Below are 20,694 nucleotides of genomic sequence, written 5' to 3'. Positions count from 1 at the left end.
AGATCCGAAGAAAAATCCGCCCGAAATACGCAATAAGCCAAAGGGAAAACTGCGCAATCGGGCGGAGGACAGGTTTGCTCAGGGAAAACCTCAGCCGTTAATCCATTTCTCGACGATTTCCGGATTCTCTTCGATCCACTCCTCAGCCACGTCCTGGGGATCGAGCTTGTCCCGGCCAACCGCAAGAATCCAGCCGTTGACCGTATCGGGATCGAGTTGGATGTTCTTCAAAAACTTCGCGACCTTTGGGGCGCGCTCGTACAATGACTTGGAAAAGGCCACCCAAACCTGGGCATTTTCGCTCGCACAGTTAAAGGTCGACGCTTCGAGCCAGTCTTCACGGTCCTTCGGCTGATAAACCTCCATGCATCCCTCGGTAAACGCGGGCTCTTCGATCGGCACAATGTCATAGGCGGCGTGCAGCCACTCCGGCGTCCAGTAGTAGAAGAGCATCGGCTCTTTCTTTTTGTATGCACTGTTCAGCTGCGCCTTGAAGATGGCGTCATCGATGCTCACGGCTTCCCACTTCGCATCGAGGCCATAAGAGCGGAATTTGATCATCCACATGTTGGTGGAGTTCCAACCGGGCGCACCCGGCCAATACTCGCCCTTGCCATTGCCGTCACTGTCGAACATCTCGACGACCTCGTCTTTTTTCAGGTCCTCGATGGTCCGAACGCCGTATTCCTCCTGGACGTACTTGGGGATAAAGATCCGCTGGGTTCCCTGGTAGGGCGTCGTATTGTGGTCGACCGTGCCGCGCTCGTCGATGTAGGTTGCCCACTTTTCACCCTGATTCGGCATCCAGACATCGGTGTAGACGTCGAGCCCGCCATCGCCCTTGTCCATGCCGGCGAAGATCACCGCGGCTTCGGCCTTCTTCATTTCGGCCTTACCGCCGAGCTTGAGTTCAATCACCCCCTTCATGACGTAGCCGATCGCCCGCGCGCCGTCCCAGGACAGCTCTCCGATGGCAATGGTTTCTTCGGCGAGCGACGGTCCTGACGCGACAGCGGTCATCACCGCGCCCGCCAGCGTCGATTTCAACAAGGTCTTCATCTTTACCTCCATGTTCTTGACTCCCAGTTTTTTGTTTCCGGGCCCAGAGCGTACTGAACCCCCTTTGGCCAAACCCCTTGAGTGCTTTTGCTATGAGTTGTCGGGTTTGCGGGCACCCTGAACGATCCGGTCCATGATCATCGCGCAAAGTGCGATGGCTGCGCCGGCCAACAGCCCCAAACCATGCTCGACGTGCTGCAGGGCGAAGAGGACATCTTCCCCAAGCCCCTTGGCCGCGATCAGGGCGGCCACCACGACCATCGAGAGACTCATCATGATGGTCTGGTTGATTCCGGTCATGATCGAGGTCACGGCCAGCGGCAGCTCAACCTTCCAAAGCAGTTGCCGAGGGGTCGCGCCGAACGCCAGCGCCGCCTCCTTGACGCTCTCGGGTACCTGCGTAATGCCCAGAACCGTCAGGCGGACCATGGGCGGCAGCGCGAAGATCACCGTGGCCAGAATGCCCGGCGGTTTGCCGACGCCGAAAAAGGCAATAGCGGGGATCAGATACACGAAGCTCGGCAGGGTCTGCATGATGTCGAGAACCGGCCGGATAAAGGCGTAGATCCGCGGTGATTTCGCGCACCAGATTCCGATCGGAACACCCAGCAAGACACAGATCAGGGTGGCCGCGCCCACGAGTGACAGTGTGGACATGGCCTTCTGCCAGAACCCGAACATACCCAGGTAGAACAGTGCCAGGGCGGTGAAGATCGCGACGTTCTTCCCGGCGGTCCGCCAGGCGATCAGAACCAGCATGAACGCCATCACGGGCCAGGGTGTCCCGACGAAGATCAGCTCCAGCAAGTTCAACACACCGCGAATACCGATCGTGATCGCGTCGAAAAAGGTGACAAAGGTAATGGTCATCCAGTCAATCAAATCGTTGATGCCGCCGGCGACCGGCTGCTGGATGTTTTTTCCGATCGGCACCTCGCCGATGACCCAGCAGTTGAAACGGTCGACGGCGCCGACTTCATCTCCCCTTCCCATGGCCCGCCACATGCGCCTGCATTCACGCAGCGTCGGTGCGATCTGGGTCGCACGGTAGATCAGCATCGGACCAATCGCCAGAATCAGCGCAATTCCCATCTGGACACGCGCCGAAGAGATACCTGCGTTCACCGCCCGGTTAATCCGCCAATTCTGGTACTGCTTGTAATAGAGTTGATCGGCAAACCGCGCCGTCAGAAGCCGGCCACAGATAAAGACCCCGATGCCCCAGAGGAGATTGAACTCGCCGGATTTGTCGGGATCCGCGAACAGTCCCCGCGCCATCAGCATCAGCCCCGAGATATCGAGCAGCAACGCAATCCAGAAGTGAGTCCAATTTCCGCGCCGCGCCCCCCAGAAGGGTCCAGCAATGAGTGCCGAGCGATTGATATGGGTCGCGCTCAAGCGGTTCTGCTGCAGGTGAACGAAGGTGTCGCTGTAGTAGTCGGCTTTATCAGCCGCGAACTCGGAGACGAGCTTGCGCTCCTGTACGCTGGGGGCCACATCCCCTGCTTCGAGGCCCAGTTCGGTATCTGCCGGCGTATCGGTCATCACGGCTCTCCCTGTATGCCGCGCAGCAAGGCGGTTTTGGTGACGACACCAACCGCTTTGCCATCGTCTTTGATAAGGATCGGATGCTCGCTGTCGACCGACAGATCGACCAGCGCATTGAGATCGGTTTCCGGATCGGCGACCGGGCAGACAGTCTCGTCCAGCCCATTTCCGCCGTTTGCCCTGTAAGCCTCGAGCGGCTGCATGACCGTATGTGCAAAGACCAGCTTCAGGCGCGAGATACCCGCCACGAAGTCGGAAACATATTCATCGGCCGGCTTGGTTACGATGTCTTCCGGTGTGCCGATCTGAACGATCACGCCGTCCTTCATGATGGCGATGCGGCTGCCCATCCGGATCGCCTCGTCGAGGTCATGGGTGATGAAGAGCGTGGTCTTATGCATCACCTGGGAAAGCGCCAGGAACTCGTCCTGCAACTGGCGCCGGATCAGCGGGTCGAGTGCCGAGAAGGGCTCGTCCATCAGCAGAATGTCGGGATCCGCGGCCAGTGCGCGCGCAAGGCCGACACGTTGCTGCATGCCCCCGGAGAGCTCGGAGGGATAGCGGTCGCCGTAGCCGGTCAGATCGACCTTGGCGATGGTTTCATCGGCGGCAATGCTGCGCTGATAACTGTCGACACCGCGAAGCTCCAATGCAAAACCCACATTGTCGCGCACCGTGCGGTGCGGCAGCAGCGCCATGTTCTGAAAGACCATGCCGATGGTCTCCGCGCGCAACTGGCGCAGCTCTTCATCGTCCAGAACGTTGACGTCGCGGCCGTTCAACAGAATTTCGCCGGCGGTCGGCTCGATCAGCCGGTTGATGTGCCTGACCAGGGTCGACTTTCCCGAGCCTGACAGGCCCATGATGCAAAATATTTCGCCCTGCGCGACGGCAAACGACGCGTCCGCCACGCCGACCACGCAGCCGAACTGTTGCAAGACATCGCTCTTTGTCAGATTGTCCCTGCGAATAGCTTCGAGGGCTTCATCCGCCCGGGATCCGAAGATCTTCCAGACAGACCGCACCTCAATCACCGGAGCCCCTGCATCCGTATTTTTCATAACCCGTCCCTGCGTTATCGCTTTATGTAACCGGTTACATAAAGCATAGTCGCAAAAGTTCTCCGGGCGCAAGGCACTTTGAATCATCACCCCGACTCGGGTCGATAGAGCTCGGGTTGGACGGGCTTGGGTCGAGAGCGCTTGTATTGAACGGGCTTGGGTTGGACGGGCTTCGGCGATAAGCTCTCGCAAGCAGGAAAAACGCAGCATACGATGCATCATAAAATTCGGAAAAAAGTAATTGGGTAAGCAGCTTTCCGGGAGTGGCCGGCGCGCGACGGGCAGTGTGGGCGTGCGGGATGTGGCCAAAGCCGCAGGCGTATCGACCGCCACGGTCTCGCGTGCGCTCAACCAGCCTCACCAGGTTTCCGAAGAACTTCGCAAACATGTGGCCTCGGTTGCCGCTGAACTGAACTACATCCCCGATCCGGCGGCCCGTGCGCTCTCGTCGCAAAAAACCTTCAGGATCGGCGCGCTGATCCCGACCATCGCGAATTCCATCTATTCGCGCTTTGTGGAGGCCCTGCAACGCCGCCTGCGTCAGTCGGGTTACAGCCTGGTCCTCGCCAACTACGATTTCGACGAGTGTCTTGAGATGGAAGAGGCCCAGGCGCTTGTGGAATCCGGGATCGACGCCCTTGTGCTGGCCGGCGAGCAGCGATCACCGGAGCTCTACGATCTCTTGAACCGGCGAAAGATCCCCTATCTCCTGATTTCGATTTATCTCCCCGACAGCCCCCATCGCTGTGTCGGCTATGACAATCGGGCCGGAGCCGAGGCCATGACCCGCTATATTCTCGAACTCGGGCATCGGGAAATCGGCGTTCTCGAGGGTCCGTCCAGTGTCAGCGACCGGGCCCTGCTGCGCACCAAGGGCATTATGGACGCGCTCAAGGACTTCGGCGTCACACTCCCTGCAACGCGCATCACCGGCCGCTCCTTCTCCGTCCATAACGGTCGCGAAGGGCTCGCCGAATTGCTGGAGGCCGCGCCGGAAATCACAGCCGTGATTTGCGGCAACGATGTCCTCGCCATCGGCGCTCTGATGGAGGCGCAGGCGCGCGGCCTGACCGTTCCCCAGGACCTCTCCATCTGCGGATACGACGGCCTCGACATTGCGCAGGACATGGTCCCCCAGATCGCGACCGTACATGTCCCCACGGCACAAATGGGGCTGAAAACCGCCGAGTCGCTCGTAACCCTGCTATCAGGCGAAGAAACGCCGCACAGTGTTCTGATCGAAACCCGCCTGGTCCCCGGTGGCTCGACGGCGCCGCCCCGGACGCGCTAGCTGCAGGGCTCAGTGCCCGCCTGTTACGGGCAGAAGCGCGCCGCTGACGGCCCGCGCCTCGGGCGATGCCAGAAACGTCACCGCCGCTGCCAGCTCCTCGGGCTTGACCCATTTGTCAGGGTCGGCACCCGGCATAGCCGCGCGGTTTTGCGGCGTATCGATAATACTCGGCAGCACCGCGTTTACCGTCACACCCTTGCCGGCAAGCTCAGCCGCCATCGCCTCCGTCACGCGCATCACGACGGACTTCGTGGCGGTATAGGCACCCATGCCCGCGACGCCACTGCGTGCAGCGGCGGCCCCGACCGTCACGACACGCCCCGCGCCCTGGGCGACCATGCCGGGCACCAGGGCCTTCACGGCGGACAGCAGGGTCCGGGCGTTGAGCCCCAGCATCTGATCCCAGACCTCCGAGGGCGTTTCATGAACAGGTTCGCCCATGTGAAATCCGCCCGCGATCGCGCAGAGCACATCGCAGGAGCGGCCATCGGACAGAGCGTCCGCCAAAGCTGCCGCCGTCACCGTCTCATCACGCAGGTCCGTCGCGAGCTTTTCGCGGGTGTCAGATGTGCCGGGAAAGACCTCGTCCAGTCTTGCGGCATCGACGTCAACCAGAAGCAGGCGAGCGCCTTCGGCTTCGAAGGCCGCGGCAACGGCCTGCCCCAGATTACCCGCCGCGCCCGTGACGACGACGGTCTTGTTCTCAAATCTCATGACGCCTCTAGCCTTTCTTTCGGATGACTGCTGCAGTTGCCAATAAATTGGCACGGCCACACTAGATACAATGAGGTAATGTCCCGTTGAATCTGAAATTCAATGAAGTGAATTTCAGGTTCGGGATACTAGGGGAAAAAGCGGCGCAACGTGCGTGCTTTTTAGAAGTTTTCAGATCGAGAAATACAGGATTCAGGCAGGACTTGCGGCCTTGATGCAAGAATGCATCGTTCCGCGAGTTTTAGGTCCGCCACACTACAGCCCCGACTTCCAGCGTTTCAGGAAGAGAGAGTTGGTCACGACACTGACACTCGAGAAGGCCATGGCGGCTCCGGCGAAGGCCGGGTTCAGCAGCCCGGAGACCGCCAGCGGAATGCAGATCAGATTGTAGATAAAGGCCCAAAAGAGATTCTGGCGGATTTTGACAATCGTGGCCCGGGCGACCCGCAAGGCAGCGGACACCAGGCGCGGATCCGGCCGCATCAGCGTAATCGACGCCGTCTCCATCGCGACATCGCTGCCGCTGCCCATGGCGATGCCGAGGTCCGCCTCCGCCAGGGCGGGCGCATCGTTGACGCCGTCCCCGACCATCGCAACGACCTGCCCCTCCGCCCTCAGGCGCGAGAGTTCCGCAACCTTATCCTCGGGACGCAGAGGCCCGAGCGCCCGGTCGACGCCCAGGTTCCGCGAAATGAGGTCGACGACAGTCTGATTGTCGCCGCTGAGCATGAGGGTTCGGACACCGGTTTCCTGCAGGTGCGATATAGCCTCCGCGGAGGTCTCGCGCAGCGGATCACTCAACGCAAAGACGCCGCGCAGGCTGCCATCGACAGCGACAAAAACCGGCGTCTCTCCCCTCGCCGCCATGCGATCGCCCTGCGGTTTCAGAGCATCCAACGCAATCCCGGCCTCTGCCATCATCGCTGGATTTCCGATGGTGAGCGCCTGATTTCCGACCCGCGCCAGAATTCCCCGCCCCGGGCGGCTCTCAAAAGCGGTCACCGGCAAGAGCTCCAAGGCCTCCTCTTCGGCGCGGCGCAGAAAGGCTTTCGCCAGCGGATGCTCGCTGCCCCGTTGCGCCGAGGCCGCCAGTTGTAAGAGCGAGAGGTGATCTTCATCCGTAGTGGCGCCATCGCTGATCGCGGGCAGGCCCTCGGTAACGGTGCCGGTCTTGTCGAAGGCCACTGTGGTCACGCGATTGGCATGCTCCAGGGCTTCGACATCCTTGATCAGAATGCCCGCCTTGGCGGCCGCGCCGGTGCCCGCGACAATCGCAGTCGGGGTCGCCAGTCCCAAAGCACAGGGGCAGGCAATCACAAGCACGGAGACCGCCGCGACCAGCGCTGTCTCAAAGCCGGCACCAGCAAGCAGCCACCCAGCCAGCGTCGCAACCGCGATCAGCACGATCACCGGCACGAAGACCGCGGAAATGCGATCGACGAGTTGCTGGACCGGGGCTTTGCCGCTCTGGGCGCGTTCGACCAGCCGGATGATCCGGGCCAGAGTCGAGTCTTCGCCGACCGCCCGGGCTTCCAGCTTCAGCAAGCCACTGCCATTGAGCGAGCCGCCGATCACAGCCGCCCCTTCGGCGCGCAGAACCGGCAGGCTCTCGCCCGTGACCAATGCTTCATCAACATCGCTCGAGCCTTCGACCACCTCACCATCGACCGGTATCTTCTCGCCCGGCTTCACAACGATCACATCGCCCCGCTGCACTTCCGCGATCGGCAGGACAACCTCGGCACCGCCGCGCTGCACCCGCGCGGTATCGGGCCGCAGAGCCATCAGCTCCCTGATCGCGGAGGCGGTGCTGCGCTTGGCACGGGCCTCAAGAAGCTTCCCGGCCAGAATCAGTGTGATCACGATGACGGCTGCTTCGAAGTAGAGATGACCGTCCGCAAGCGCCGGCGGCAGGAGTCCCTCGGCAGAAAGCAGGACCGCGAGGCTGTAGAAAAAGGCCGCCGAGGTGCCCAGCGCCACCAGCACGTCCATGTTCGCCGCGCCCGCGCGCAACGCGCTCCAGGCGCCGAGATAAAAGCGCTTGCCGATCCAGAACTGCACGGGCGATGCCAGGACGAATTGCATCCAGCCGGAAAGTCCCCAGTCCGAACCCGCCATCATCAGGAACATATGCGCCATGAACGGCACGGTGATCAAACCTGCGATCACCAGCTGCCAAAGCTCCGATGACAGTCCGGCGGTCTGCGCCCCGACGTTACCGGCAGACACATCAGGTTCGACCGCGGCGTAGCCCGCGGCCCGTACGCTTTCGACGAGCGTCGCGCGATCGACGCTTCCGGTCACATCGGCTTTTTCCAGGGCGAAATTGACATCCGCACTCAGAACCCCCGGCACTTTGCGCAGTGCCTTCTCCACCCGCTGAGCACAGTTGCTGCAGGTCATGCCCTCGATCGCGAAAACGTATGAACTCACGGGATTATCCAGTGCCGGGTTGTGGATTCGACAGTAAGATAAGAGTTCCAGTCACTGGAAGGTCAAGAGCTAGAAGTGACATCCGAACCGCAGCCCAAGAATCGGCGCGGGGCGTGGTCAAGACGGCTTGACGCGCGCACAGTTCTCCGCTCCGATGGCAGCATCATGATCGTAGCCCAGATTACCGACACCCATATCAAACCGCGTGGCGCCCTGGCCTATGGCCGGCTCAACACAGCCCCTTTCCTGGCCGCGGCCGTTGCCCACATCAACACGCTCGACCCACTGCCGGATCTCGTCATCCTGACCGGTGATGTCACCGACGGCGGCGCTCCGGAGGAGTTTGATCACGTCCGCGAACTCCTGGCGCCATTAACACCCCCATTGATCGCCCTTCCCGGCAATCACGACAGGCGCGAGACCTTCCGCGAGGCCTTCAGGGATCGCGCGGACATGCCCGAACACGGTCATCTCAGTTACGCTGAGGAGCGATTTCCGCTCCGGCTGGTGATGGTCGACGACACGGTCCCCGGGCAACCTCATGGCGAAGTAACCGCCGAGCTCGCAGACTGGCTGGAACACACCCTGGCGGCAGCATCCGGCAAGCCAACTCTGGTTGCCATGCACCACCCGCCGTTCATCACCGGTATTGGACACATGGATGTCCAGAATTGCCGCGGTTCGGAACGGCTAGCCGCGGTCCTGGAGAAACATCCGCAGGTCCTGGGCCTCGTCTGCGGCCACGTTCACCGGAACATCCTGACCGCCTTCGCCGGCAAACCCGCCAGTGTCTGCCCCAGTCAGGCCCATGCGGTCAGCCTCGCCCTGACCCCTGACGCCCCTCCCAGCTACCACATGGAGCCGCCCTCGCTGCACCTGCACAGATGGCACGACGACGCCACGCCCTTCGGCAGCCTGCTCACGCATCAGAGCTTTATCGGCGACATCGACGGACCGCATTCCTTCGCGATGAAGTGAGATGTTCTCCGCCAAGCCTGATGTTCGGGATGACCGGGTGGTCAGTCTTTCGTTTGTTCAGCCGCCGAGGAAACAGGCAGGGTATTTCCGGTGGTGAGTAGAAACAGGATCACAAGAACGATCGGGACCAGGATCAAAGCCGGGATAATGATCGCCGGATAACCGAATGTGATTGCGGCAATCAACCACGCCAGCATGAGGTTCACCACAAACGCGATCTTTTCGGTGTCGCCGCCGCGCAGCGCACTGCGCAGGAGGACGCCGGATGCCGACAGCACCAGGGCGATGACAAAATATAGAAACATAGACTCTCTCACAGTGCAGTATTATGCCTCTTGACGGGTGACGGCACGCCGACCCGCCGGGCCTTCGTCCAGATATTGGGCACAGGCCCAATGCCACCAAGAGCGACCAACTGTCTCACCCTTCGGCGAATAAACCACCGGACGACGTGAAAGCTCCTGATTTTGCGGGATTGCAGAGAGTTGGAGTGCGGGTTGAAGCTGGAAAGGCCTGGCCGGTCACTCAGGATCGGCGCCGCCGCTGCCATAACCGCTTAAAAACAGCCTGACGGCAGAACTGACGGCCTTCTCGATATCCGCCTCATCCGGCTTTGGACCCACGCCAAGAATAAGGCGAATGAAAACGTCGCTTTTTACCAGGGCAAAAAACTGGGCAGCCGCCAACTCGGGGTCCGGCACGAGAAGTTCGCCCTCTGCCTCGCGAACACGCAAATAAGTCGCCAGGTTATGGATCGAGCGCTTCGGACCGGCCCGGTAAAAGGTGTCGCCCAACTCCGGAAAACGCTCCGATTCAGCGGCGGCAATCCGGAAGGTTGTGAGCACAATGTCGGAGGAGACGGTTTTCAGGAACCCCAGACCAACCCAGGTCAAAACCTCTTCCGCGGGTTTGTTCGGCAGCTCATTGTTGGCCATATCGGATCTGTTCTCGCAGACATCGGTCATGACCGCTTCGAACAGGGCATCCTTGCCGGAAAAATAGCTATAGACGGTTCGCTTGGAGACTTCGGCAGCGGCCGCGATCGCGTCCATGCTGGTCTCGCCGTAACCGGAGTCCAGAAAGAGCTGCGAAGCGGCGCGGACAATCGCGTCGCGCTTGGGCGTCGATTCCACGCAGTAATGCTCTGCCGTATGACCGGCCGCCGCCTCCATCGCTCGCATGCTTCCGCCTTTCAGGACTCGTTCCTCCTCTTGGATCTACCGCGTCTCACCAACTGGCACCGGTATTTTGGCATCAAACACCGAAGGACAGATGCAAGCGGCGCCCTTACCCTTTGCTTTGCACCTATTATGCAGGTTTTTTGGAAAGATCATGATGACATAAATCAGCATTGCGCGAATACAAGGAATTTACGCATATCCTACGGGTAAATCCTTACAATTCCCGCCACCAGGCTGTGTTTTTATCTCTTCCGGCACCCGCAAAGATAGGCTTGACGCATTTAAATTTCATATGTAAGAAATTTATTACATATGAAATATCGAAAGATGAGCCGAGTGGAAAACGACGGTGATAACCTGCTGATGGTGCTCGCAGCGCTAGCCAATCCGCACCGGCTGCGCATTCTTGCCGTGCTCAGCAGAGGGGGCCGGAATTATGTCAGCCAACTGGCGCGCGACGTCGGTATCAGCCGGCCACTCCTCCACCTGCATCTCCAAAAACTCGAGGAAGCCGGTCTGGTCACCAACGAGTACGAAGTCTCTGCGGAGGGCAAAGCCCTCAAGTTTTTTTCAGTGACTGATTTCAGCCTGACTCTGACTCCAGCCATTGTCGCGGAAGCCACCACGTCACTGACGCCAAAGATTATTCAACCCCCATCGACGGAATCGAACTAACGAAGGAGTTCATCATGTCCCAAAACGCCGATACCTTCCTGCTGCTCACAATCCTCACCTTGGTCACCATCCTTTTGATCTTCGGAATGAAGTACTTTGCCGCCGCGCGGCAGGCCCAGCAGCGTCTCGCACATGAAGGCGCCTACCAGGAGCTTGCTGACAAAGCGGCCGTTGCACAAACGGCGGGGGCAGCGACCCTCGCAAAGCTGGAGCAGGACGTGAAAGAGATGAAGACGAAGCTGGCGGGCATTGAGAAGGTTCTGCACGAAGTGGAATGATGGGTGCCGCAACAGAAGACCTGCAGTCGGCTGCGCGTCAGCAGCTGCAGTGGATCCGCACGGCTTCCCTGCTCGAAGGCGTCACGCTGGTCATTCTGGTATTCGTCGCGGTGCCCCTGAAACACCTGGCGGGTATCGACGCCGCGTCCGCGACCATGGGTCCCATCCACGGCACGGCGTTTCTCATTTACATCTGGACACTTGCTCACACAGCTTCATTCTTTGGCTGGCGAAAAGGCGAAATTCTTCGGCTCTTTCTCTTTGCCTTTGTACCTCTGGGCGCAATCGCAAACGCACGCTGGTTAAAACAAAAGGAAGCCGCAGGGGCTTTCGGCAACTCGTGTGGTGGAGCTGAAGTTCCACCACACCAAACGGACCACCGCGATGGAGTACCTCTGGCTTAAGGCCTTCCATGTCACCACCTTCGCCGTCTGGATCGGGGGCATGCTGATATTGTCGCTTGCTGTCTCAAGCCTGCCGGCGGCCAGCGGCGGCGGCGCAGCCGCGCCCTCCCCATTGATCGATGCGATATCGCGCTGGAACCGCTGGGTGACGTCACCGGCGATGCTGCTTGCCTGGGTTTTCGGCATCGCCCTCGCCGCTCAGGGAGACTGGTTCAGCGCACCCTGGCTTTGGATTAAGCTGGTGATTATCACACTGCTCTCGGCGCTGCACGGCGCCCTCTCAGGCCGGTTGCGGCGTCGGACAGGTATTTTGAACGCGTCGCCAAACTCGTTCCTGCGCTTTGCGGGACCGGTCACGGTTGCGAGCTTTCTCATTGTCGCGATCCTGGCCGTGGCCAAACCTGTTTAGGTGCTCAACCACGCCGGCCCGCAACGCATTCGGCAAGCAGACACAAAATCTCGAACATGATGGTCACGCCCACCAGAGCCGTGTTGCCGCTGGGATCGAAAGGCGGCGATACCTCGACCACATCGCCACCAACCAGATCCAGGCCGCGCAGTCCCCGGATCATCCGCTGGGCATCGTGGGTACTGAACCCGCCGATTTCCGGCGTGCCCGTGCCCGGCGCATAAACCGGGTCCAGTCCGTCGACATCAAAGCTGACATAGGTTTTGCCGTCGCCGACCACACGGCGGGCTTCCGCGATCACCGCTTCGATCCCCAGATCGAAGTACTCCTCGATGGTGATGACCCTGATGCCTTGCTCCAAACCCCAGTCGTTGTCGAAGTCGCCGTAGAGGCCGCCGCGGATACCGATCTGAACCGTGCGCTTTGGATCCAGCAGCCCTTCCTCGATCGCCCTGCGGAAAGGCGTGCCGTGGGTGTATTTCGATCCCCCGAAATAGCGGTCCCAGGTGTCGGTGTGGGCATCGAAGTGAACCATGCCGACCGGGCCCTGGTCACAGATCGCCCGCATTACCGGCAGGGTGATCAGATGATCCCCACCCGCCGTTAAGGGCACCACGCCAGCGTCATGAATGGATTTGTAGTAGGTCTCGACCCGGGCCAGCGTGTCTTCGATATCGATCGGATTAACCGGCGAATCCCCCAAATCGGCACAGTTGGCCAATTCGAAGGGTTTCAGCTTCGAGACGTGATGGACAGAGCGCACCATGGTCGAGAGATCGCGCATCTGCCGTGGCCCGTGCCGTGCACCCGGCCGGTTGGTGGTGCCGCCGTCCCAGGGCACGCCGCAAACCCCGATCTCCACATCGGACAGATCGTCCAGCGCAATGTGCGGCAAACGCATGAAGGTCGGAATGCCCGCATAGCGTGGCAGAACCGCGCCTGACACAGGTTTAAACGATCGGGTTTTCGTCTCTTCAGTGCTCACTGGCGGCTCCCTGGCTTTCGTCGCCCATCCAGTGGGGCGCTTCTCAGGACAGACTAATGAGAACCGCCACGGCTGCAAGCAGGATCACACCGACCACCCAGACCATCGGGCTGAGCCCGCCGGACTTCTCGGGTTCCGGCGGGCTTGCGGGCGGCGCGGCGGGCGCGGAGGCAGCTTCCTCAGCAGCGGAGGTAGTCGCAGGCGCGGCTTCTTCCGTGGGAGGAGCAGCGGGTGCCACGGGCTTCGCGGCCTCCTGCGCTTCCACTGCTTCTGAAGTTTCTGCCTTGCCGCCGTCGACCAGTCCGGCAAAGGTTTCAAAGAAATCCTTCGCCATCTTCTTCGCCGTGCCGTCGATCAGACGGCTGCCGAGCTGGGCTAGTTTGCCGCCGATATCCGCATGCACTTCGTAGTGCATCAAAGTGCCTTCGCCATCCTCTTCCAGACGGACCTTGGCGCCCCCCTTCGCAAAACCGGCGGCGCCGCCCTTGCCTTCGCCGCTGATGCTGTAGCTTTCGGGACGATTGAGATCTGAGAGGGTGACCGCGCCGTTGAACTTCGCCTTAACCGGGCCGACCTTGGCCACGACCTTTGCCGTCATCTCGGTATCAGAGGTCTTTTCGATCTCCTCGCAGCCGGGAATACACTGTTTGAGTATCTCCGGATCGTTCAAAGCATCGTACACCGCTTCACGCGACGCATTGAGCCGATATTCACCCGTCATATCCACCGGCAGATTCTCCTTACCTCACATAATTTCACATACCGCAGACTCCGGATCGCCGGAGATCTGTCAAGTTATCAAAAGTTCAACCCCGCCAGGCGGGCCGTTACTTCTCCTGGCTTTCCGGCCCGCAGGCTTGAGCGGCCGGGCCTTCCTCATCAACAGCGATACCGACCCCGCGGCGACGCAGTTCGGTGATTTCCGCCAGGATTGAAAGCGCGATTTCCTCATGCCCGATGGCCCCGATATTGAGACCCGCAGGCGCCTTCAACCGCCGGGCAAGAGTCTCCTCCAGCCCCTGCTCGATCATCTGGGCGGTCAGCACCTGCGCTTTCTTCCGGCTTCCGATAAAGGCGACATAGGGAACCGCCGAACGCAACGCCGCCGCTAGCGCCTCCCGGTCCCGCCGCCCCTGGGTCGCCACCACAATGAAAGACTGTTCCGGGCGGGTCAGGTCTTCCAGCGCATATTCCGTAACCCGGACATCCGCGTCGGCACAGCGTGCCTGCATTTCTTCGGGCGCGACGACGACAAGACTGTAGCCGAGCCGCCGCCCCAGTTCCGCCACCGCGACGCCGACCGGCGACAGACCTAACACAACGAGCTGCGGACGCGGCAGCATGGCCTCGATAAAGATCTCAACTGTCCCGCCGCTGGGACAGGCGCTCTTATAGAGTTCGACACCGTCCACATCGACCGGTGCAGCCACCTGTTCTTTGGGACGCACCCGGATGAGACGCGCGTCGGCGCCGCTCAGGACTTCCTTTGCGGTCTTGCGCACCGCGCCCTGGACGCAGCCCGAGCCGATCCAGCCGACGATCTCGCCGCCGCGGCGCACAATCGCCTTGGCGCCCGCCTTGGCGGACGTGGCATCCTGGGTCCGCACCACTGTGGCAAGCGCGAAAGCCTCACCGCTGGCGCGCAGCCGGGCCATCTCATCGATGATGTCTTTTTTGCCTGCGGGACTCGTCATCACAGTTTCGCCAGATAGGGTTCGAGGGCCGCCAGGCTCTCCAGGTTATGGGCCGGTGCAAAGAGATCGATGTGCGGCAAGGCCGCCGCCATGCCGCCGGCCACCGGTTCATAGCCGGACCAGCCGATCATGGGATTGAGCCAGACGATGCGCTTGCAGCGCCTGCGCAGTTTTGCCAGGGACTCCCCCAGCTTCTCCGGATCGCCGGTGTCGTAACCATCGCTGACCAGCATCACGACACTGCGCGAGTTCAGAACACGCGCCGCGTGCTGGCGATTAAAGGCCTCCAGGCTCTCGCCGATCTTGGTCCCGCCGCTCCATCCCTGGGAGATCAGGGTCATGCGTTCCAGCGCTCTCTCCGCGTTGCGTTCCTTCAGAGTCTCCGAGATTTGCACCAGACGGGTGTGGAAGACGAAGGCCTCCGCCTGCCGGAAATTGTCCAGGACACCCAGAATAAAGCGCAGGAAAAAGAGGCTGTAGTGGTTCATGGATCCCGACACATCCAACAAGACCACGAGCCGCAGCGGCTTGTCCCGGCGCTGCCGCTTGAAGAGTTCGATCGGCGTGCCGCCGTGCGCAATGTTCCGGTGAATGGTTCTGCGCAGATCGATCCGCCTGCCTTTGCGCCGCTCCCGCTCCCGCCGCGAAAGACGGCTGCGCATGCGCTCGGCGAGACGCGCGGTAAGAGCGTGAACCCGCGCCAGCTCGTTGGGATCGTTGATCTGCCGCAAATCGGCTTTCTCGAGAGACTCCGCCTGGCTGGCGCCTCCTTGCCGGCTGCCCGGCTGCCCGGGGCTGCTACCGCTTTTCCCGGCTGTCCGCTCGACTGCCGCCGCCAGCACGCTGGGTTTAGCCTTTGGCCCGCTGCCCGGCAGGCGGCGCAGTCCCTGCTGGCCGGTCCCACTGACCGCAACCACGCGCTTGACGCCGAAGCGGAACCAATAAGCATCGAAAATCTCGTCGAACCGCGTCCAGTCCTCCGGCGTCGTACAAAGCAGCGCACGCGTACCCTGGCGCAGTTCGTCCATCGCAGGCATATCGCCCTCGTCCAGGAACTTCGCCGCATCGCGCATTTCCGCGGTGCCGACAGCGAAGCCATTATCGCGAAGCCTGCGCAAAAAGCCCACCATGCGGACCAGCGGTCCGGGCGGCATGGGCAAAGTGCTCGAGGTTTGAGCTGCGGGCATGGCTCAGGCCACTTTGCCGACAATGCGCTCGGTGACCTCACCGGAGATCGCCCGCCGGTCATGATCGGTCTTCAGCAGACAGAGCAGACTCTCATGCACAACTTCAGAATCGGCGCGAAGGTCATCGACTTCCAGTCCCACCAGCGCCGCCGCCCAGTCCAGCGTCTCGGCCACGCCGGGTTTCTTGTCGATATCTTCCTTGCGGATCGCTTGAACGAAACGCACCACCTGCCCGGCCAGCCGCAGATCGATACCGGGCATGCGGGCCTGCAGAATGCGCACTTCCTTCCCTTCGTCGGGATACTCCACGTAGTGATAGAGGCAGCGCCGCCGCAGGGCGTCGGAGAGCTCGCGCGTGCCGTTGGAGGTCAGGACAACATAGGGAATCGACTTCGCCTCGATGGTCCCCAACTCGGGGATCGAAATCTGGAAGTCGGAGAGGACTTCAAGCAGGAAGGCCTCGAATTCCTCGTCCGCCCGGTCGATCTCGTCGATCAGCAGGACCGGCGCCGTCTCTTGACTGATCGCCTCCAGCAAAGGCCGTTGCAGCAGAAAGTCCTTCTGGAAGATGTGCTCTTCCTTCTCCGTGGTACTGGCCTCCTCCTGCTCCCAGATCTTGATAGCAAGCAACTGGCGCTGATAGTTCCATTCATAGATTGCGGCGTTGGCATCCAGGCCCTCGTAGCACTGCAGGCGGATCAGGCGGGTATCCAGAATACGCGCAAGACCCTTACCGACCTCGGTCTTTCCGACACCGGCGTCGCCTTCCAGCAGCAGCGGACGCTGCAGCCGCTGCATCATGAGCACCGCCATGGCGAGCTGGGGATCGGCGACATAACCTGTCTCAGCAAATTGCCGCAGGATGTTTTCGCGCTCCTTTTTCATCGCCGCCTCCCTAGCCTCAACGCTTCCCTTTACTTGGTGAGACCGAGCTCATGGCACTGTTGCCACACCCGCCAGGCCGTATGCGGCATCGGCATATGCTTCACACCCAGATGCGAGAAGGCATCAATCACGGCGTTGGAGAAGGCGGGCACACCACCGACGTTCGGGCTCTCGCCGACACCCTTCGCGCCGATCGGATGATGCGGGCTTGGGGTCACGGTAAAGTCGGTTTCCCAAACCGGGGTCTCGACCGCCGTCGGCAGGAAGTAGTCCATCAGGCTCGCGCCCTGAACGTTGCCCAATTCGTCGTAGGCGATCTCCTGCCCCATGGCGATGCCGAAGGCTTCGGTCAGGCCGCCGTGGACCTGCCCTTCGATCACCATGGGATTGATCCGCGTGCCGCAATCGTCGAGGGCATAGAAGCGCCGGATGGAAGTTTCGCCGGTATCCACATCGATATCCGCAACACAAAGATAGGCGCCGAAAGGATAGGTCATGTTGGGCGGATCGTAGTAGTCGACCGCTTCCAGTCCCGGCTCCATGCCCTCGGGAAGGTTGTTGTAGGCGGCCCAGGCGATCTCCTTCATGGTCGCCTCCTTCTCTGGCAGGCCCTTGACCTTGAAGCGGTCAATCTCCCACTCCAGATCGCCTTCCGCGACCTCGAGCAGATGCGCCGCGATCTTCTGTGCCTTGGCCCGGATTTTCCGGCCCACCCGCGCGGCGGCGGCACCCGCCACCGGGGTCGAACGCGAGCCGTAGGTCCCCAGACCGTAAGGCGCGGTATCGGTGTCGCCCTCTTCGATCCCGATGTCCTCGGACGGGATTCCGATCTCGGTCGCCAGGATCTGCGCATAGGTGGTTTCGTGCGCCTGCCCCTGAGACTTGGTCCCCAGGCGGGCGATGGCGCTGCCGGTCGGATGCACCCTGATCTCGCAGGAATCGAACATGGCCACGCCGAGGATATCGCAGTTGCGGCTCGGACCCGCGCCAACGATCTCGGTGAAGAAAGAAACCCCAATGCCCATCAGCGTGCGGCTGTCGCCCCGAGCCACCTTCTCGCGCTGTTCCGCCTGCTCGCGGCGCAGGCCGGCATAGTCCACCGCCTGCATCATCTGGTTCATGGCGGTGGGATAATCGCCGCTGTCGTACTCCCAGCCAAGCGCCGAGTTGTAGGGGAACTGCGCCGGCTGAACGAAGTTCTTCAGGCGCAGTTCCGCCGGATCCATCTCCAGCTTCTGTGCCAGCACATCCATCATGCGTTCGATCATGTAAGCCGCTTCGGTCACCCGGAAAGAACAGCGGTAGGCCACGCCCCCCGGCGCCTTGTTGGTGTAAACGCCATCGACCGAGACATGGGCCACCGGAATGTCATAAGACCCGGTGCAGATATTGAAGAAACCCGCCGGCCACTTGGTGGGATCGGCACAGGCGTCGAAGGCGCCGTGATCGGCCAGGACGTGGCACTTCAGGCCGGTGATCTTGCCGTCTTTCGTCGCCGCCAGTTCGCCGGTCATGTGGTAGTCGCGGGCAAAGGCGGTCGACGAGAGGTTTTCAATCCGGTCCTCGACCCACTTCACCGGAACGCCCAGAACGATCGAGGCCACGATGGAGCAGACATAGCCGGGATAAACCCCAACCTTGTTGCCAAAGCCGCCGCCGATATCCGGCGCGATGACACGGATCTTGTGCTCGGGAATGCCCGACAGAAGAGAAGCGACCGTGCGCACCACATGCGGCGCCTGGAAGGTGCCGTAGAGCGTCAGTTCGCCCTTGATCTTGTCCATGGAAGCAATCGACGCACAGGTCTCCAGCGGCGAAGGATGGACCCGCTGATAGGTGACCAGTTCCTTGACCGTGACCTCGCCGTCCGCGAGAGCCTTGTCCGCGCCCTCTTTATCGCCGATCTCCCAGGTGAAGATGTGGTTGTCGTGCCGTCGCGCGCCATGGGCGCCTTCGGTCTTGCCCTGAATGTCCTCGCGCAGGCAGATCGCCCCCTCGTCCATGGCCTTGAAAGCATCGACGATGGGCGGCAGTTCCTCGTAGTCCACTTCGACCAGCTCCGCCGCATCGGACGCGATATAGCGGTCCTCGGCGATGACGAAAGCGACTTCCTGGTTCTGGAACAGCACCTTCTCTTCCGCCAGAACGGCCTGAACGTCGCCCGCCAGGGTCGGCATGTAATGCAGGTTCAGGGGTTTCAGATCCGCCGCGGTCAGGACCGCCTTCACGCCCGGCACCGCCAGCGCCGCCTCGGCATTGATCGACTTGATGCGGGCGTGGGCGTAAGGACTGCGCACAAAGTCTCCGAACACCATGCCCGGCAGCTTTACGTCGTCGACGTAGTTTCCGGCACCCTGGATAAAGCGGACGTCTTCCTTGCGCTTGCGGGCCGTGCCGACACCGCCGAGAGTCGCTTCACGCTCTTCCAGTGTCATTGTTGCTGCATCACTCATTATTCAGCCGCCTCCCGCGTGGTCTCGTTCAGCTTCTTGGCCGCGTAACGCACGGCCTTGACGATATTCTGGTAGCCGGTGCAGCGGCAGAGGTTGCCTGAGATGCCCCAGCGGATTTCCTCATCGGTCGGGTTGGGGTTTTCCTGGAGCAGACGGTGTGTGCGCATGATCATGCCCGGCGTACAGAACCCGCACTGCAGTCCGTGCTCCTGCATGAAACCCTCCTGGATCGCGTGGAGGGTTCCATCGGCGGCGGCCATGCCTTCGACCGTGGTGATATCGGAATCCTGGGCCTGAACCGCGAACATCGTGCAGGATTTTACCGAGCGGCCGTCGAGGTCCACCGTGCAGGCGCCGCAATGGCTGGTTTCGCAACCGATATGCGGACCGGTCAGCCCAAGGTTCTCCCGCAGGAAATGGATGAGAAGCGTGCGCCCCTCGACCTCACCGGAAACCTCGGTCCCGTTCACGGTCATTTTGACTTGCTGCTTACTCATGTTTCCGTTCTCCCGATCGCAATGTCACAGTCCCGGTTCTCTGGTGTCTTTCTCATTGCGCCCGCTCCCTGGCTTCCTGAATCGCCCGGCGCACCATCACGCCCGCCATCTTGGTGCGGTACTCGGCCGGCCCCCGGCCATCGGACGCCGGCTCGGTGATGCCTTCCGCAAGCGCGACGGCCTGATCGACCGCTGTTGCATCGATGGTTGTTCCCACGAGCGCATCAGCTGCAGCCGACGCGTAGAGGGGCGTATCGGCGACATTGGTCAGCGCGATGGAGGCTGAGACGCAGTTGCCGTCCTTCATCGACAGGATCACTGCGGCCGCGGCCGTTGCATAGTCGCCGACTTTCCGCTTCAGCTTTTTGTAGGCATAGCCGTGACCGGCCGGGGGCTTGGGGAAGCGGACGCCGGTCAAAATTTCGCCCTCGTTCATCTCGGTGAAATAGGCGGCTTCGTAGAAGTTGCGCGCCTCGACCTCTCGAGAGCCGTCGGGGCCTTGTAGGATGTAGGCCGCGCCCAGGCACTGCATCAGAGCAGGCATGTCGTTGCCGGGATCTCCATTGGCGACATTGCCGCCCAGCGTTCCGCAATAGCGCACCTGGGGATCGGCGATCAGCAGCGCGGTCTCGCGGATGATCGGGCAGCTTTCGGATAAAACCTTCGAGGCGATCATCTCGGTTTGCGTCGTCATGGCACCGATCGAGATGTTGCCGCCCTCCTCCGAAACACCGGTCAGACTCGCGATATTGCTCAAATCGACCAGGTGCTCCGGTGCCGCGAGACGCAGCTTCATCATGGGTATCAAGCTGTGCCCGCCCGCGAGAACACGCGCATCATCGCCGTGCGTTGCAAGCAGGTTAACGGCCTCGTCCAGTGAGTTGGGTCGGTAATACTCGAAATCGCCCGGTATCATGCCAGTCTCCTCATGAGCTGTGGCTCCCTAGAAAGCGGTGGCACGC

21 protein-coding genes are annotated in these 20,694 nt (G+C 61.3%); 6 read left to right on the top strand and 15 right to left on the bottom strand.

All coding sequences use genetic code 11. The annotated features are described in order from the left end of the window. Nucleotides 1-90 precede the first annotated feature (90 nt). From FKG95_RS26020 to FKG95_RS26010, 3 genes are all read right to left on the bottom strand, one after another. Complete coding sequence (locus tag FKG95_RS26020; RefSeq protein WP_142899373.1) at nucleotides 91-1,059, bottom strand: ABC transporter substrate-binding protein; 969 nt, start codon at nucleotides 1,057-1,059, stop codon at nucleotides 91-93. Nucleotides 1,060-1,149: 90 nt separating this feature from the next. After that, the gene (locus tag FKG95_RS26015; RefSeq protein ID WP_142899372.1) at nucleotides 1,150-2,604 is read right to left on the bottom strand and encodes an ABC transporter permease; all 1,455 of its coding nucleotides are present in this window, start codon (nucleotides 2,602-2,604) and stop codon (nucleotides 1,150-1,152) included. Further along, nucleotides 2,604-3,668: a quaternary amine ABC transporter ATP-binding protein gene (locus FKG95_RS26010; protein WP_142899371.1), complete on the bottom strand. Its 1,065-nt coding sequence runs from the start codon at nucleotides 3,666-3,668 to the stop codon at nucleotides 2,604-2,606. Before FKG95_RS26010 ends, FKG95_RS26015 begins: the two co-directional genes overlap by 1 nt. Before the next feature lie 241 nt (nucleotides 3,669-3,909). On the opposite strand from FKG95_RS26010, the gene FKG95_RS26005 reads away from it, so the two are divergent. Then, nucleotides 3,910-4,959 carry a LacI family DNA-binding transcriptional regulator gene (locus FKG95_RS26005; protein ID WP_142899370.1) on the top strand — a complete coding sequence of 350 codons (1,050 nt, stop codon included), beginning with the start codon at nucleotides 3,910-3,912 and terminating at the stop codon, nucleotides 4,957-4,959. A 9-nt stretch (nucleotides 4,960-4,968) separates the two neighbouring features. On the opposite strand, the gene FKG95_RS26000 is transcribed toward FKG95_RS26005, so the two are convergent. Together FKG95_RS26000 and FKG95_RS25995 are read right to left on the bottom strand one after the other, a co-directional pair. Beyond that, a complete protein-coding gene (locus FKG95_RS26000; protein WP_142899369.1) occupies nucleotides 4,969-5,673 on the bottom strand; it encodes an SDR family oxidoreductase in 705 nt (234 codons plus the stop codon). Nucleotides 5,674-5,928: 255 nt separating this feature from the next. Then, entirely contained in the window at nucleotides 5,929-8,106 is a 2,178-nt protein-coding gene (locus FKG95_RS25995; protein ID WP_246116905.1) for a heavy metal translocating P-type ATPase, read from the bottom strand. 165 nt (nucleotides 8,107-8,271) lie between these two features. On the opposite strand from FKG95_RS25995, the gene FKG95_RS25990 reads away from it, so the two are divergent. Further along, nucleotides 8,272-9,084, top strand: coding sequence for a phosphodiesterase (locus FKG95_RS25990; RefSeq protein ID WP_142899368.1), 813 nt, complete (start codon nucleotides 8,272-8,274; stop codon nucleotides 9,082-9,084). A 41-nt stretch (nucleotides 9,085-9,125) separates the two neighbouring features. On the opposite strand, the gene FKG95_RS25985 is transcribed toward FKG95_RS25990, so the two are convergent. Further along, nucleotides 9,126-9,389: a hypothetical protein gene (locus FKG95_RS25985; RefSeq protein WP_142899367.1), complete on the bottom strand. Its 264-nt coding sequence runs from the start codon at nucleotides 9,387-9,389 to the stop codon at nucleotides 9,126-9,128. A gap of 216 nt (nucleotides 9,390-9,605) precedes the next feature. Beyond that, nucleotides 9,606-10,265 (bottom strand): TetR/AcrR family transcriptional regulator, encoded by a 660-nt coding sequence (locus FKG95_RS25980; protein WP_142899366.1) that lies wholly within the window; start codon nucleotides 10,263-10,265, stop codon nucleotides 9,606-9,608. Nucleotides 10,266-10,592: 327 nt separating this feature from the next. Here FKG95_RS25980 and FKG95_RS25975 point away from each other — a divergent pair, with 327 nt between their 5' ends. The 4 genes from FKG95_RS25975 to FKG95_RS25960 are packed head-to-tail and all read left to right on the top strand — an operon-like array spanning nucleotide 10,593 to nucleotide 12,031. Next, nucleotides 10,593-10,940: an ArsR/SmtB family transcription factor gene (locus FKG95_RS25975; protein ID WP_142899365.1), complete on the top strand. Its 348-nt coding sequence runs from the start codon at nucleotides 10,593-10,595 to the stop codon at nucleotides 10,938-10,940. Nucleotides 10,941-10,954: 14 nt separating this feature from the next. Further along, nucleotides 10,955-11,218 (top strand): hypothetical protein, encoded by a 264-nt coding sequence (locus FKG95_RS25970; RefSeq protein ID WP_142899364.1) that lies wholly within the window; start codon nucleotides 10,955-10,957, stop codon nucleotides 11,216-11,218. After that, the gene (locus FKG95_RS25965; protein ID WP_246116904.1) at nucleotides 11,215-11,622 is read left to right on the top strand and encodes a DUF3817 domain-containing protein; all 408 of its coding nucleotides are present in this window, start codon (nucleotides 11,215-11,217) and stop codon (nucleotides 11,620-11,622) included. Before FKG95_RS25970 ends, FKG95_RS25965 begins: the two co-directional genes overlap by 4 nt. Further along, nucleotides 11,603-12,031, top strand: a complete 429-nt coding sequence (locus FKG95_RS25960; protein ID WP_142899363.1) for a CopD family protein — start codon at nucleotides 11,603-11,605, stop codon at nucleotides 12,029-12,031. Before FKG95_RS25965 ends, FKG95_RS25960 begins: the two co-directional genes overlap by 20 nt. Nucleotides 12,032-12,035: 4 nt before the next feature. Here the strand turns inward: FKG95_RS25960 and speB are convergent, their stop codons facing one another. From speB to FKG95_RS25920, 8 genes are all read right to left on the bottom strand, one after another. After that, nucleotides 12,036-13,016: an agmatinase gene (speB, locus tag FKG95_RS25955; protein WP_246116903.1), complete on the bottom strand. Its 981-nt coding sequence runs from the start codon at nucleotides 13,014-13,016 to the stop codon at nucleotides 12,036-12,038. A gap of 43 nt (nucleotides 13,017-13,059) precedes the next feature. Beyond that, nucleotides 13,060-13,737: an SRPBCC family protein gene (locus FKG95_RS25950; protein WP_425456780.1), complete on the bottom strand. Its 678-nt coding sequence runs from the start codon at nucleotides 13,735-13,737 to the stop codon at nucleotides 13,060-13,062. 106 nt (nucleotides 13,738-13,843) lie between these two features. Next, nucleotides 13,844-14,710 carry an XdhC family protein gene (locus tag FKG95_RS25945; RefSeq protein WP_142899361.1) on the bottom strand — a complete coding sequence of 289 codons (867 nt, stop codon included), beginning with the start codon at nucleotides 14,708-14,710 and terminating at the stop codon, nucleotides 13,844-13,846. Continuing rightward, entirely contained in the window at nucleotides 14,710-15,897 is a 1,188-nt protein-coding gene (locus FKG95_RS25940; protein ID WP_142899360.1) for a vWA domain-containing protein, read from the bottom strand. The genes FKG95_RS25945 and FKG95_RS25940 overlap by 1 nt, the downstream gene beginning before the upstream one ends. A gap of 3 nt (nucleotides 15,898-15,900) precedes the next feature. Next, nucleotides 15,901-16,782, bottom strand: coding sequence for an AAA family ATPase (locus FKG95_RS25935; protein ID WP_142899359.1), 882 nt, complete (start codon nucleotides 16,780-16,782; stop codon nucleotides 15,901-15,903). Between the two features lie 29 nt (nucleotides 16,783-16,811). Then, nucleotides 16,812-19,235: an aerobic carbon-monoxide dehydrogenase large subunit gene (locus FKG95_RS25930; RefSeq protein ID WP_142899358.1), complete on the bottom strand. Its 2,424-nt coding sequence runs from the start codon at nucleotides 19,233-19,235 to the stop codon at nucleotides 16,812-16,814. Then, nucleotides 19,235-19,732, bottom strand: coding sequence for a (2Fe-2S)-binding protein (locus FKG95_RS25925; protein ID WP_142899357.1), 498 nt, complete (start codon nucleotides 19,730-19,732; stop codon nucleotides 19,235-19,237). Before FKG95_RS25925 ends, FKG95_RS25930 begins: the two co-directional genes overlap by 1 nt. 52 nt (nucleotides 19,733-19,784) lie before the next feature. Beyond that, complete coding sequence (locus FKG95_RS25920) at nucleotides 19,785-20,648, bottom strand: FAD binding domain-containing protein (protein WP_142899356.1); 864 nt, start codon at nucleotides 20,646-20,648, stop codon at nucleotides 19,785-19,787. Between the last annotated feature and the right edge of the window lie 46 nt (nucleotides 20,649-20,694).

This window comes from Denitrobaculum tricleocarpae, from assembly GCF_007004665.1.
Taxonomy (GTDB): domain Bacteria; phylum Pseudomonadota; class Alphaproteobacteria; order Kiloniellales; family Kiloniellaceae; genus Denitrobaculum; species Denitrobaculum tricleocarpae.
This window is presented reverse-complemented; position numbering and strand designations above follow the sequence as displayed.